This window comes from Terribacillus sp. FSL K6-0262 (genome assembly GCF_037977385.1).
Classification (GTDB): Bacteria; Bacillota; Bacilli; order Bacillales; family Amphibacillaceae; genus Terribacillus.
The window spans coordinates 1238795-1251788 of the sequence record NZ_CP150277.1 but is presented as its reverse complement, the minus strand read 5'-3'; the positions used below and the strand labels follow the sequence as shown (position 1 = coordinate 1251788).

Sequence of the window (12994 nt, the reverse complement as noted above, 5' to 3'; positions counted from 1 at the left end):
TCTGGAGAAGCGGTGTCCCTTTTTAAATGGTCAATCCGATCAGGGCCAGCATGATACCAGCCGCATAGCTGCATAGCAAGTAAGTGACAGCGATGATGATTTGCTTCCGGCTGCTTAATTGGACAATTTCCAAATGGAAAGTAGAGAAAGTCGTAAACGATCCAAGGAAACCAACTGCGAGGAAATTATGCCAGTCCGTTCCCCAATCCGACTGGAACACCAGTCCGATCAGAAAAGAACCCATCACATTGATCAGGAAGGTTGCCAGCGGGAAGCCGCATTTCCAGAATGTCTCTATCCGTCTGCTGATTTCATACCGAATCACCGCTCCAAGCCATCCGCCTATCAAAATAAAAACAATGCTCATACTCCACGCTCCTTTTGAGCCGGATCCGGGGAAAAGCGCAGTCCGAGAAGCAGAGCGCCCAGGCCGCCCGCGGTACTGCATGCAAGATAGAGCAATCCGATATGGATCAGATCATCCTGGAAAAGCAGGGCTGTATCCAGGCTGACAGTGGAAAAGGTCGTAAAAGCCCCGACCAAGCCGGTAGTCAGTCCTTTGGCCAGGGCAGGATTATCCCCGAAGAAGCGCCGTTTGACGAAGTTAGTCAAATACCCCATAGCGAAACAACCAACGATATTGATGCAAAGCGTGGCCAGGGGAAAACTGCCGTCCTGATTCACTATTACCCCGGCAAGATAACGCAGAAGTGCCCCGATACTGCCGCCGCAGCCGATGGCGATATACACTTTCATACACAAACCTTCTTTTTCTGCATATACTGCTGTATGTCTGTATTATACCCCATTATTTATGTTACGCTAGTATGATGGATTCATAAGGAAAGGTAGTATGATGATGAAAAACGCGGCGATTCTTAGTGAGGAATATTTCATATCCTATTTTCGCCTGTTGCTGAATACACGCAACTGTACCCTGGAAGAAGCTTATCAGCTTACAGTTGAGCAGATTTTCGAAGGTGACCTCAATATCTTCGGCGAAGAGACGAAAAAGAACTTTAAGCTTGCCTACCAGGCAGTCAAAAGGAAATGATGCTTCCTTGATTGCTCCATTTGACATTGAGAATTGTTATCAATTAAAATGAGAGCAGATGAAGGGAAGTGAATGAAGGTGGCAAGTGTACTGATAGCATTCACCAGTATGTCGGGCAACACAGAAGAGATGGCTGACATTATGGAACAGACTCTGGAGGAAAAAGGGATCGAGGTAACGAAGGTCCAAATTGATATAGATCAACTAGATGTATTTACGATGCCGGATTACGATGGCATCTTGATGGGTACCTATACTTGGGGAGACGGAGACATCCCTTACGAAATCGAGGATTTCTATGATGAGCTGGATGACATCGAACTGGACGGCAAGCCAGTAGCTCTTTTTGGATCTTGTGATTCGATATATGCAAGTTTCGGTGCGGCCATCGATTCGTTTGAGGAGAAATTCAAGGAACGAGGAGCGGAAATCGTTTTAGAAAACCTGAAAGTCGACCTATCCCCGGAAGACGAGGATATCCGCAACTGTCAGGAATTCGCGGCTTCGTTTGCTTCGATAGTGGAAAAACAGCACATATAAAAGCAGTCTGCAAATGCAGACTGCTTTTTTGTCATGAGATTTTTTCTTCGTTTGTTCCTCCTGGCACTAAGTGAAGCTCTTTATCTCCTATCCCCACTTTAGGCGCTTCTGTCTCTGCAATAGAAATATATGAAGAAGAGTTACTGGGTCATGCCATTTTGAATGATTTATGATAACGCTGTCAAAGTTGGTTCAGACACTTTTTTGGATTTAAAAAGGATTATGTAGAACAATGTCGAATAATTTTGGGTATAGGATCAGAACAGGAGGCAGGACTATGGACATTTTCCCAATAGTAACAAACCAGCATGATGATATGATTGAAATCACCGACTCCATTCAGCGCTATATACAGTCCGCAGGCATCCTGGAGGGGATTGCAGTCATCTCTTCCCTGCATACGACGGCGGGGATCACTGTAAATGAGAATGCCGATCCCGATGTGAAACGGGATTTTCTTCGCCGGCTCAGGGAGGTATTTCCTTGGGAACATGAGTTGGACCGCCATGCAGAAGGAAATACTGCAGCCCATTTAAAGACCAGTACCGTCGGACATGCGCAGACAGTCCTTATTTCAGGGGGGGAATTAGTATTGGGGACATGGCAAGGCATTTATTTTTGTGAATTCGATGGACCCAGATCACGGAAGTATGCAGTTCAAGTCCTGCCATGCGGAAAGGGTGTATCGTGATGGAGCAGCCCTCTGTTTGTGCGATGTGCGGTACTATCCTCCCTATACCGGAGAAGGGGGAATTACTGCTGAGGCTGCCGGGATCCTATCAAAATCCGCCTTTAGGCAATCCGCTCAGGCAGGAAGATAGATATACGATTTATCAATATTTCAATAAACATCAGCTGGAGCAGATGCTGCTCTCCATCCGAAGCCAAAGCATAACCGATGCAATGTGTTCCGTTGCCAAGAAAGTCACGCATAGTTATCCAATGGTGCCAGTCGAGGTGCTGCTTCATCGGATTCAATTCCCCCAATTTACGGAGATCATCGATAAGAGAGCATTTCGTTCCTTTTTGCAGCCGATCATTTCCATGAAGGATGAGGCGATTTTCGGTTTTGAGCACTTATTGCGCGCGGACAAATCGGAAGTAACGCCAGATGTCTTGTTTCATTTCGCTGCTGAAGCAGGACTCACCGCCATGCTTGATCAGCAAGCGAGACAGACGGCAGTCAGGAAGAGGGCAAAGGAAGGTATACCGGCTGGAGTGAAGAGTTTCATCAATTTCCTGCCATCCACTATCTATAATCCTGATTACTGTCTGAGGCAGACTTTCCATATGGTCAATGAATATGGGATTGCTCCCGGTGATCTAGTGTTTGAAGTGGTCGAAACGGAGAAATTGGATGACGTGTCCCGCTTGAAACGTATTTTCAAACGCTATAAACAAGAGGGGATGATGGTGGCGCTTGATGATGTGGGAGCAGGCTATTCCACACTTGATTTGTTCAGGGAGCTGGAGCCAGATATCGTCAAAATAGACAGGGCATATATATCCGATTGCGATACGGATCCCGAAAAACAGGAATTTCTCCATAATGTGATCGATGTTGCCAGGACACTTGGTTCGAAGGTTCTGGCAGAAGGGATTGAAAGAGAAGAAGAATTTGGCTTCTGCAAGCGTATTGGAATTGATTTAGCCCAAGGCTACTATGTGGGGAAACCAAGTCCGGAAGCAGTTTCTGGCGGTTCATTGTTTCCATTGAGATAATTGTGTGAAAGTCCTGATACCAGGCGGCATCATTGCGCTGAAGTGGCAGGGCTTTTGTTGACGAGTTTTTTTAAAAATTAAGACATAATACGATGTGCATGCAGGTGGAAAGTATTTATGAAATCTATAAACAAGCGCGGGTAAAGCTGAATGACATCCGGACAAAGGCGAATCAGAATGAAGAAGCTTATGATTTGTTTGTCGAAGATGACGCAACTGAAGAAGGAGCTGCCTCATCCGGTTCGCTTTCGTATCTTGCGGAAGAGCTGCAAACCTCTGTGGCCCGTTTCCGGATATGATTCAATTGGCCAGCAGATAGTAAACGATAAAAGACAAGATGATGAACAGAAAAATATATATAAAGATTTTCACTATGGACCCCTCCTTAAGAAGTAGACGAATACTTCCTGGAAAAGGGTTCATTTTTTTACATGCTTTGTCTGCAATTTGTGCATACTACCCCCAGTATGTATAAAAAAGGAGGCCAACGGTATGGCATTTCAGCCAGGGGATATCGTCTATGTGATCATTCGCAATCCTCATGCACAGGGAGTGGCAAATATACAGGAAGCAGCAGTCGTCCATCATCCGGAAAAGCCCGGGGAACTTGCTTTGTTCATTTATGAAACGTATTATCCGCTGACGGATGAAGTTGCAGTCTATCAGGATCTTGGCGAGGCGGAGGAGGCGTATGTGTCTGCTTTCGGCCTGACCGAGGGTGGGTATTATGGTTAAACCGTTCGTGCCGCAGCTCGTCTATATCGAGCCCAGGGCATTGGAGTATCCGCTTGGCGTGAAACTTCGGGATAAATTCCAGGACATGGGAGTGGAAATCCGTGAGACCACTTCCCATAACCAGGTTCGTAATCTGCCGGGGGAAAATGAGTTCCAGAAGTATCGCACTGCCAAATCGACATTGGTCGTCGGCGTACGGAAAACATTGAAATTCGATACGTCCAAACCATCTGCGGAATATGCGATTCCTTTTGCGACAGGATGTATGGGACATTGCCATTATTGCTACCTGCAGACAACGATGGGATCCAAACCTTATATCCGTACGTATGTGAATACAGATGAGATTTTCGAGGCGGCAGAGCAATATATGCAGGAGAGGGCGCCTGAAGAGACGCGTTTCGAGGCTTCCTGTACTTCGGATATTGTCGGCATCGACCATCTGACGCACACGCTGAAACATGCAATAGAATACTTCGGTCGATCCAAACATGGACAGCTGCGTTTCGTGACGAAATTTGCCCATGTGGATCATTTGCTGGACGCAGATCATCAGGGACGGACAAGGTTCCGATTCAGCATCAATGATGACTATGTGATCAAATACTTCGAACCTGGAACCTCCCGTTTGAAAGATCGGATCGAAGCTGCCGTGAAAGTTGCAGAAGCAGGTTATCCGCTTGGCTTCATCGTTGCTCCGATTTATCTGCATGAGGGCTGGCAGAAGGGCTATCCGGAAATGCTGGAGCATCTGGAAGCAGCGCTGCCCGCTCATGCCAAAAAGAACCTTACCTTTGAATTGATCCAGCACCGTTTCACAAAGCCGGCAAAACGTGTCATCCAGAAAAATTACCCGATGACAAAGCTGGAACTCGATGAAAACAAGCGGAAATATAAATGGGGCCGCTACGGTATCGGGAAGTATGTTTATCAGAATGAGGAACAGGAAGAAATCAAAGACATTCTTGGGAGCACGATCTATAAAATGTTCCCGCATTCACGGATTGAATATTTCACTTGATGCATCGGTTGACAATCTTATCCATGCATGTGATAGTTAAAGGGACAATTGAATTTGAGGAAGTCCACTAGGGGTGCCGTTCGGCTGAGATAAGAGAGATCTTTATCCCTTTGAACCTGATCTGGTTAACACCAGCGTAGGGAAGTGGAGCCGGATTCGTGTGAACTTTGACACTATCGCTATGTATACGAGTCGCTCCATACTTCTGGAGCGGCTTTTTTATTTAGCCGGCGCCAATCACTCTTCATCAGGGCTTTCTCCAATAAGGGGAGGAATTTACATGTTTTCTGCACAATTGAGAGAAGAAGCAAACCCGGTTTTCGAAGCAATCTATCAGCATCCTTTCGTCGAAGGAGTTGCAAATGGCCATGTGCCTAAAGAGGCGCTGATCCATTACGTGAAGGCAGACTATGAGTACCTGACTGCATTCGCTCGTATTTATGGCTTGGCAGTAAGCAAATGTGAGACAAGGGAAGAGATGGATTTCTATCAGTCCCAGATTAATTTTGTCCTGCATAGTGAAATTCATCCGCATAATGTGTTCTGTAAGGTGGCTGGTGTGAAATACGAGGATTTGCAGCGTATGACACCGCCGCCGGCAGCAGATCATTACATTTCCCACATGATGAATAGTGCTGTACATGGTGATATCGGGGAGCTGATGGCAGCACTCCTGCCTTGCCCGTGGACGTATCAAGCGCTGGCTGCCCATATTATCGAGACGAAGGAGCCGGATGAATCCAATCCGTTCCTGGAATGGATCCAGTTCTATGCCAGCAGGGAAGACGGTATGCCGGATGTGACAGCCGAGCTTTGCAAGCGGCTGGACAAATGGGCGGAAACAGCAGGATCTGCTGCCAAGGAACGAGCGCGTAAAGCATTCCTGAAAAGCTGTATGCTGGAACATGCCTTTTGGGAGATGGCAACCACCGAGCAAGATTGGATGATACCATTGAAAGGGGAGTCCCTTCATGCCTGATGTGAAGAGTGCTTTGACGATTGCCGGTACGGATCCTTCAGGCGGTGCCGGCATCCAGGCTGATCTGAAGACATTCCAAGAGCGCGAGGTATATGGCATGAGCGTGATAACATCCCTTGTCGCCCAGAACACGACTGGTGTGCAGGCAATTCATCATGTTCCGGTCGAATTTCTAAAGCAGCAGCTGGAATCCATTTTTTCGGACATCATCCCGGCTGCTGTAAAGACCGGAATGATTGCATCGGAAGAGATGATGCGCTGTATCGCTGCTATGCTGAATGATGCAAATACCATTTATGTCATGGATCCTGTCATGTATGCCAAAAGCGGGCATGCCCTAATGGGAGAAGATTCGAGAGATGCGCTGAAGACACATCTCGTGCCGCTGGCATCACTGGTTACGCCGAACGTACCGGAAGCGGAAGAACTAACTGGAATGCGGATAGAGGACGAAGCCAGTATGAAAACAGCGGCAAAAAGAATCGTCAGGGAATATGGGGCAAAAGCTGTCCTTATGAAAGGCGGGCATATGGAAGATGCTTTAGCTGCAGATTGGCTTTATGATGGGGAAAACTTTACGTCCTACACAGCCGAGCGAATCCCGACAAAGCATACTCATGGAACAGGATGCACATATTCGGCGGCAATCACAGCGGAATTGGCGAAGGGGAGATCGTTGCAGGAGGCAGTCAAAATCGGCAAGGAGTTTGTAACAGATGCGATTCGTTATTCGCTGCAGCTAGGCAAAGGGAACGGGCCGACAAACCATTGGGGCTACCGTCTGAAAAGTGTGCCTGTACAGGAGGGACAGCATAATGAAGTATACTGATGTGATAAAGGAAGTCCGCACAAAGAACCCACTGATTCATTGTATTACAAACAATGTGGTCATCAATTTTACTGCAAATGGGTTGATTGCACTCGGAGCTTCTCCGGTTATGGCATCCGCTAAGGAAGAAGCAGCGCAGATGGTGCAGCATGCACAGGCGCTGCTGATCAATATCGGCACCCTGGCTGCTGCCGATGCGGAAGCGATGATCTTAGCTGGGAAAGAAGCGAACAGACTCGGTATCCCGGTGATTTTCGATCCTGTCGGTGTGGGTGCGACGACCTACAGGACAGAAACAGCCCGTCGTATTTTGGCAGAGGTGGATGTCACTGTCATACGGGGGAATGCGGGTGAAATAGCTGTCCTCGGCGGTATATCGGCTAAAATAAAAGGTGTGGATGGTTCTGGTGAAGGTATATCCCCAGGCCACGTCCAGCAAATTGCAAGAGAGCTGGATACGATTGTGATCGCAACAGGCAAAATAGATGTCCTCTCGGATGGGAACCATACGTATAGTGTGTCGAATGGCCATGAGATGCTGACGAAAATAACAGGATCCGGCTGCCTTCTCGGTGCAGTCGTTGCGGCATTTGCAGGAGCTGCGGATGATGTGATGAAAGCATGCATCGGCGCACTAAGTTTCTATGGTATCGCAGCAGAGGCTGCAGCCGAGCTTGCGCAAGCTCCGGGAAGTTTTCAGGCTGCTTTCCTGGATCAGCTTTATCTTTTGGGGAATGACGTAAGTGGATTGGAACGAGTGGATGAAATTCCGGTAGAAGTGTAATGAAACAATCAGCAGGATTCCAGCCTGCTGATTGTGGACAGTCATTTATCTGGATGCGCAGGATGTCCATGCCGATGCGGTTTCGGGATGAAGCCATCCTGCTCCAGCTGTTCGAATCGCTGATCCAAATGCTTCACGATTTGGTCGGCTTTTTCTTCAGAAAAGACACCGAATTCAACGTATTTCTCGATGATTTGCTTTTCTTGCTCCAATGCTTGTTTCTGCAGCGCCGCTATTTCCTGCTTCTGCTTATCTGTCAGTACATCTGCAACAGCTTTGTCAGCGGCGAAGGAAGCGGCAGGATTGGCAACCACCAATCCAAGGCATAGAGCGATAATGACAGCCCCAGCTTTTATCCATTTCAACTTTATCAACTCCTTGTTCAAGCTTGGGCTTACTTTACGCAGTTTTGGGATTACTATCCATCTTCCACACTTTTTCCTAAATTAGGAGCAAGGGATTTTTCTATCTGAGGAATGAGAGCAAATTCAATACAGGTTTGGGATGTGAAAAGTATCAATGGCAAAGGAGCAGTAATATGAAAGAGGAATTGGAGCTTTATTTCATCATGGGCAGTCAAAACTGCCCGGACAAGGATCCGGAGGATATATTGGAGCAAGCGCTCGATGCGGGCATCACGATGTTTCAATTTCGTGAAAAAGGGGAGGGGGCAAGGACTGGAAAAGCAAAACGACAGCTGGCGGAACGGCTCCAGGCTAGGTGCCGTGCGCATAGTATTCCTTTCATCGTGAATGACGATGTCGATCTTGCCATTGCGATTGGCGCAGATGGTGTGCATATCGGACAGACGGATGAAGCGATGCAGCTGGTGAAGGCACGCTGTCCAGAGCATTTCATCATCGGTGTAAGTGCCCAAAATGCCGAAGAAGCCAAAAAGGCAATCCAGGACGGGGCACATTACATTGGTGTCGGTCCCATTGCTGCCACACGGACAAAAATAGATGCCAAGTTCCCGATCGGACTCACGGGACTGCGGGAAATCCGGAAACAAGTCGGTGAATTTCCGATAGTCGCAATTGGCGGCATCAATCAGAAAAATGCAGAAGCTGTCCGTCAGGCTGGTGCGGATGGAATCTCGTTCATCTCGGTTTTGACCAAAGCGAGCGATATCCAAGAGGCAGTGAATATGCTGAAAGCGGGGAAGGTGCACGGATGAGTGCGCCTTTTTGTTATAATGCCACCCTGAAATAAGATTCCCGCTTCAAGACACCTGCTTCACTACGAAAAACTCCTGATAGCGGACAGAAAATCCTGCACAGCTGACAGCAATGCGGCATGGGAAAATATATGGATGGAGACATATCCCAGTCAATGCATATCTTTTGTTTCTCATGCTTAAGTGTACGGATTTGGTCACATTTTCTTCTATACGCTAGTACATTTCTTTTATACGATGGAAGAAAGATAAAGGAAAAAATGGAGTTGTAGAGTAATGAAAGAAACGATGTTGGTTATGCTGGCATTTTGTAAATATAGAAGGGCATATCCGTGATTCTCATTCCATTATTGGAGTTGCTGTCGTATATCGCTTTCTCTTTTGTTGCCGGTCATCTTGTTTTCCGATTTGTGCGCAAGGAAGAAGCAGCTATCCGGACGCCGCGAAGTGATGTCTTGGCAGCTGCGGCATCGGCGGCGCTGGTCACGAGCGGACCGGTCATTAATCTTGTCTCGCTGCATGGTGCACAGGATGGATATGGACAAGCATTGGGGCAGGTGCTCTTCCAGTTTACAGCCGGAAGAGTCTGGATAGGCATCTTTATCCTGGCCATCACTGTCTGGGTGCTGCTTTATTTCGATAAACTTCCGGTTCTGACACTCCTCTTGTTCCTTGGTATGCTGTTTCTTCATGTGTATGGCGGCCACACAGAGAGGGATTTGATGGGGGCATTCGCCTATTTCATACATGTAAGTGCCGCTGTCCTCTGGGTTGGTGTGCTGATTCATGTTTGTTTTTATGCTCCCAAGTACTTCAGTTGGGAAAGTTTCCTGAAGTGGTTCACACCATTTGCAATCCTGCTCGTCATCACAGTGACAGCCAGCGGCATCGTCGTTATGCTGTTTGCAATGGACATACGGGATTACGGAAATGCTTTGATGCTCACATATGGACAAATGCTGTTCGTGAAGCATATCGTGTTCATTCCGGTACTTGTTTTTGCTGTCATCAATGGATTTCTGGCAAAGAAGGCCCAGCGCGATCCTGGATTCCGCCCGATTAATTGGATACGTGCCCAAGCCGTCTTGCTGGCGATTGTCTTCATTTGCACCGCGATACTCAATACATCTGCCCCGCCGGACAACATAAAGAGCGCGTTAAGCAATGAAGGCTCTGCGCTGATTTTCGGCAGCATATTTCCTAAAGTGACGGCTGAAAGTGTCGCAACCTGGCATTTAAGTGGACTTGGAGTTGTTTGCTTCATCGGATTTGGCTTGTTTTTGGCCAGTATTGTATATTTTTTCAAAAAAAGAGCAGCAGCAAGCTTTGCATTGGCGGCAGCATTCGCTGCTTCGGGTCTTTTGTACACAGCCATAATGACCAGTTTGCAATTCTGATAGCTTAGACAGAAAGACATTATTCCGACTTTTCTCACAGAAATTTTCACCTGCGCAAATATTCTGCTGGAAAAAGGAAAAAGAAATTGGAATGATGTCTTTTTTTGTATGCTGCTGTCGGCTGTTTTCCCAATACATTTTGCTGGAAGCCTATGCTAGATTTACTTTAATAGTTTCTGAGAGTCTCGAGCAGAGGATTGGACACCACCTCAGTGACTATAAAAACCAGCGAGGTGATCGAATGAAAAGAAAACTGGTAAGTGTCGCTGCTGTCGCAATGATAGGATTATCTGCATTCCAGCCACTGCAAGCTTCAGCTGCTCCTGATGAAACGGCAAAAAATGGGGAAGTCCGTGTTCTTGTCAAGCAGAAGGATGGGGTCTTCTCCACACAAGCCACTGACGAGGTCAAGGAAGAGCATGGTGTACGTAACAGCTTTGGCAACGAGGGCTTCACTACCGAAGTATCGAAAGAAGAGCTTAAGGAATTGAAAGCTGATAAGGACTTGGAAGTAACCGAAGTAACGGTGTATTCGAAGCAGGAAGTGTCAGCCAAACGAGATGTTTCGACCCAAGCGGTATCCGATCGGACACCATGGGGGATACAAGCAATCTATGACAATCCATCCATAACGAGGACAAGCGGCGGGGATAATATCAACATTGCCGTTCTCGATACAGGAACATCTGTCAATCACCCTGATCTGGCTGCCAATGTGGAGCAATGCATCGACTTTACACAAGCATCCAGCGGACAGGTGAATGGCACTTGTGTCGACCGTGATGGACATGGTACGCATGTTTCCGGATCTGCACTTGCCAATGGCGGTAATGGCTCGGGCATCTATGGTGTAGCGCCGGAAGCTGACCTTTGGGCGTACAAGGTACTTGGTGATGATGGCCGCGGTTATTCCGATGATATTGCCAACGCAATCCGGAAAGCTGCCGACGAGGGAGCCAATCGCGGGGAAAGAGTGGTTATCAGTATGTCGCTTGGCGGCGGACAGGATTCCCTCATCTCCAGTGCGGTGCGATATGCAAACAGCAGCGGGGCACTAGTGATTGCAGCCAGCGGGAATTCAGGTCCATATGAAGGCTCCATCGGCTATCCTGCTGCACTGCCGGAAGCCGTGGCAGTCGCCAACTTAGAGAACCGTCAGCAAAATGGAACATACCGTGTCGCCGATTCTTCTTCCAGGGGCTACAGCCGTACGGATGGCGACTACTACATCCAGCAGGGTGATGTGGAAGTGTCAGCTCCTGGATCAGCAATCCTATCCACATACCCGGGAAATACGTATGCAACACTTACTGGTACATCCATGGCTACACCGCATATCTCCGGTCTGGCAGCAAAAATATGGTCTGAAAATACAAGCCTCAGCAGCTCTCAAGTAAGACAGACGCTGCAGTCGCGTGCACGAGCAAATGATATCCTTGGAGGCTATGGTGCAGCACGCGGAGATGATTATGCCTCCGGTTTCGGATTCCCACTGGTTCAATGATGCAAAGGTAATGGATGGAAGGAAGAAGGCTCCTTTTTCGAGGAGCCTTCTTTTTTATAGTTTTCGAGGCAATCTCCACACTAGAAGACTGGCTAAGCTGGCAATACATCCGCCGAGCACTATCGTAGTTCCGATGCCGATCCACTCTGATAGGAAGCCGGCAAATATTGAGGCTGCCGGTAGTAAAGTGAATGTGATGAAGCGGGATGTGGATTGGACTCGTCCTAATAAATGGCGAGGTGTATGACGCTGTCGAATTGTTTTGATGATTGGATTCACAGCCCCGGCAGCTGCTGTGCCGATCATATTGAAGCAGGCTGCCAGCCATATGGTATCTGTTAGGCCGACCAGGATGATGGATAATCCGCCAATCACTTTGGCAGCGAATAGTATCTGTCTATATGTGGAGAAGCGATCTGCAAGAAAACCTAGCGAAGTTCCCAGAATGGCTCCAATCCCCCCTGAGGATAGGACGACGCCGATAAGCACGGGGTCAGTTGTGAGGTTGTCTACATGGATGACCAGTAAGACAATGAGAAATTGAATGCCGAAATTGGAAATAAGTAAAACGAGATTAGTGTACCAAATTTCTTTCTGATGATATAAGAATGTGAAACCTTCCTTCAGCTCTTGTATGTAGGTGGAAATGGAAAATGTGCGTGCGCTGGCAGTATGCTGCTCATATGGCAGCATGAGGACTAGCCATACAGCGAGTAAGGATAAAATGCTTACGGCTATCAAGCTGTTGTAGATGCTGAAAAACAAAAGAATAGTGCCGCCAAGGCTTGGGCCAATCACTATAGTAAGCTGATATAAGGCGCTTTCCAAGCTATTGGCATAGTGAAGCTGACGTTCGGAAACCAGATAAGGTATGGCAGTGAATTGTGCGCCTTGGTAGAATTGCCCGGCAAAACCGATACATACAGATAGGAAGCAGATGAGGGCTAGACTAAACTGTCCATTCATGGCAAGGACACTTAACAGAAGAAAGCAAAGAAAGCGTGCCAAATCGGCCGCCAACAGAACGTGCTTCCAGTTCGCGCGATCAAGCAAAGGGCCGATGAGAGGCTGCAGCAGCATTGTCGCCCGCTCTGCAGCCAAGGCAATCGTAACGGCGATAGCCGAAGAGGTCACTTCCAATACGAGCAATGGCAGCAGGATGCTGTACACTTGGCCGGCCATGGCCGCCATTGTCGTACTCATCATCAGGCGCGATAACGGATGGGTCAGAGTGATTTTTTGAGCGGGCATT

Annotated in this window: 17 protein-coding genes and 1 riboswitch; of the genes, 13 read left to right on the top strand and 4 right to left on the bottom strand. The window is 47.7% G+C overall.

Annotation, left to right across the window (positions count from 1 at the left end; genetic code table 11):
* Window positions 1–22: 22 nt before the first annotated feature.
* Both crcB and MHI54_RS06450 read right to left on the bottom strand, forming a co-directional pair.
* The gene (gene crcB / locus MHI54_RS06455) at window positions 23–367 is read right to left on the bottom strand and encodes a fluoride efflux transporter CrcB (RefSeq protein WP_158221567.1); all 345 of its coding nucleotides are present in this window, start codon (window positions 365–367) and stop codon (window positions 23–25) included.
* Window positions 364–756, bottom strand: coding sequence for a CrcB family protein (locus tag MHI54_RS06450; RefSeq protein ID WP_095216727.1), 393 nt, complete (start codon window positions 754–756; stop codon window positions 364–366). The genes crcB and MHI54_RS06450 overlap by 4 nt, the downstream gene beginning before the upstream one ends.
* Before the next feature lie 97 nt (window positions 757–853).
* On the opposite strand from MHI54_RS06450, the gene MHI54_RS06445 reads away from it, so the two are divergent.
* The 10 genes from MHI54_RS06445 (at window position 854) to thiM (ending at window position 7664) form a co-directional block, all read left to right on the top strand.
* A complete protein-coding gene (locus MHI54_RS06445) occupies window positions 854–1054 on the top strand; it encodes a hypothetical protein (RefSeq protein ID WP_095216726.1) in 201 nt (66 codons plus the stop codon).
* 78 nt (window positions 1055–1132) lie between these two features.
* Window positions 1133–1594 carry a flavodoxin gene (locus MHI54_RS06440; protein WP_095216788.1) on the top strand — a complete coding sequence of 154 codons (462 nt, stop codon included), beginning with the start codon at window positions 1133–1135 and terminating at the stop codon, window positions 1592–1594.
* 277 nt (window positions 1595–1871) lie between these two features.
* Window positions 1872–2285 carry a secondary thiamine-phosphate synthase enzyme YjbQ gene (locus MHI54_RS06435; protein ID WP_095216725.1) on the top strand — a complete coding sequence of 138 codons (414 nt, stop codon included), beginning with the start codon at window positions 1872–1874 and terminating at the stop codon, window positions 2283–2285.
* Entirely contained in the window at window positions 2285–3316 is a 1032-nt protein-coding gene (locus MHI54_RS06430) for an EAL domain-containing protein (RefSeq protein ID WP_233135111.1), read from the top strand. Before MHI54_RS06435 ends, MHI54_RS06430 begins: the two co-directional genes overlap by 1 nt.
* 104 nt (window positions 3317–3420) lie before the next feature.
* Complete coding sequence (locus MHI54_RS06425) at window positions 3421–3615, top strand: hypothetical protein (RefSeq protein WP_143594506.1); 195 nt, start codon at window positions 3421–3423, stop codon at window positions 3613–3615.
* Between the two features lie 193 nt (window positions 3616–3808).
* A complete protein-coding gene (locus tag MHI54_RS06420) occupies window positions 3809–4051 on the top strand; it encodes a transcriptional regulator SplA domain-containing protein (RefSeq protein WP_095217009.1) in 243 nt (80 codons plus the stop codon).
* Window positions 4044–5072: a spore photoproduct lyase gene (splB, locus tag MHI54_RS06415; RefSeq protein ID WP_095217010.1), complete on the top strand. Its 1029-nt coding sequence runs from the start codon at window positions 4044–4046 to the stop codon at window positions 5070–5072. Before MHI54_RS06420 ends, splB begins: the two co-directional genes overlap by 8 nt.
* Before the next feature lie 59 nt (window positions 5073–5131).
* Window positions 5132–5232, top strand: a riboswitch (TPP riboswitch).
* A gap of 120 nt (window positions 5233–5352) precedes the next feature.
* Window positions 5353–6051, top strand: coding sequence for a thiaminase II (gene tenA / locus MHI54_RS06410; protein ID WP_095217011.1), 699 nt, complete (start codon window positions 5353–5355; stop codon window positions 6049–6051).
* On the top strand, window positions 6044–6880 hold the full coding sequence (gene thiD / locus MHI54_RS06405) for a bifunctional hydroxymethylpyrimidine kinase/phosphomethylpyrimidine kinase (RefSeq protein WP_095217012.1): 837 nt from the start codon (window positions 6044–6046) through the stop codon (window positions 6878–6880). The genes tenA and thiD overlap by 8 nt, the downstream gene beginning before the upstream one ends.
* Complete coding sequence (gene thiM / locus MHI54_RS06400) at window positions 6846–7664, top strand: hydroxyethylthiazole kinase (RefSeq protein WP_304442501.1); 819 nt, start codon at window positions 6846–6848, stop codon at window positions 7662–7664. The genes thiD and thiM overlap by 35 nt, the downstream gene beginning before the upstream one ends.
* Before the next feature lie 41 nt (window positions 7665–7705).
* Here the strand turns inward: thiM and MHI54_RS06395 are convergent, their stop codons facing one another.
* Window positions 7706–8029 carry a YckD family protein gene (locus MHI54_RS06395; protein WP_158221581.1) on the bottom strand — a complete coding sequence of 108 codons (324 nt, stop codon included), beginning with the start codon at window positions 8027–8029 and terminating at the stop codon, window positions 7706–7708.
* A 173-nt stretch (window positions 8030–8202) separates the two neighbouring features.
* On the opposite strand from MHI54_RS06395, the gene thiE reads away from it, so the two are divergent.
* The 3 genes from thiE to MHI54_RS06380 all read left to right on the top strand — a co-directional run bounded on the left by thiE (window position 8203) and on the right by MHI54_RS06380 (window position 11742).
* A complete protein-coding gene (thiE, locus tag MHI54_RS06390; protein WP_095217015.1) occupies window positions 8203–8841 on the top strand; it encodes a thiamine phosphate synthase in 639 nt (212 codons plus the stop codon).
* 332 nt (window positions 8842–9173) lie between these two features.
* On the top strand, window positions 9174–10238 hold the full coding sequence (locus tag MHI54_RS06385; RefSeq protein WP_095217016.1) for a CopD family protein: 1065 nt from the start codon (window positions 9174–9176) through the stop codon (window positions 10236–10238).
* A 241-nt stretch (window positions 10239–10479) separates the two neighbouring features.
* Entirely contained in the window at window positions 10480–11742 is a 1263-nt protein-coding gene (locus MHI54_RS06380; RefSeq protein WP_095217017.1) for a S8 family peptidase, read from the top strand.
* A gap of 54 nt (window positions 11743–11796) precedes the next feature.
* On the opposite strand, the gene MHI54_RS06375 is transcribed toward MHI54_RS06380, so the two are convergent.
* Window positions 11797–12993: an MFS transporter gene (locus tag MHI54_RS06375; RefSeq protein WP_340082667.1), complete on the bottom strand. Its 1197-nt coding sequence runs from the start codon at window positions 12991–12993 to the stop codon at window positions 11797–11799.
* Window position 12994 lies beyond the last annotated feature (1 nt).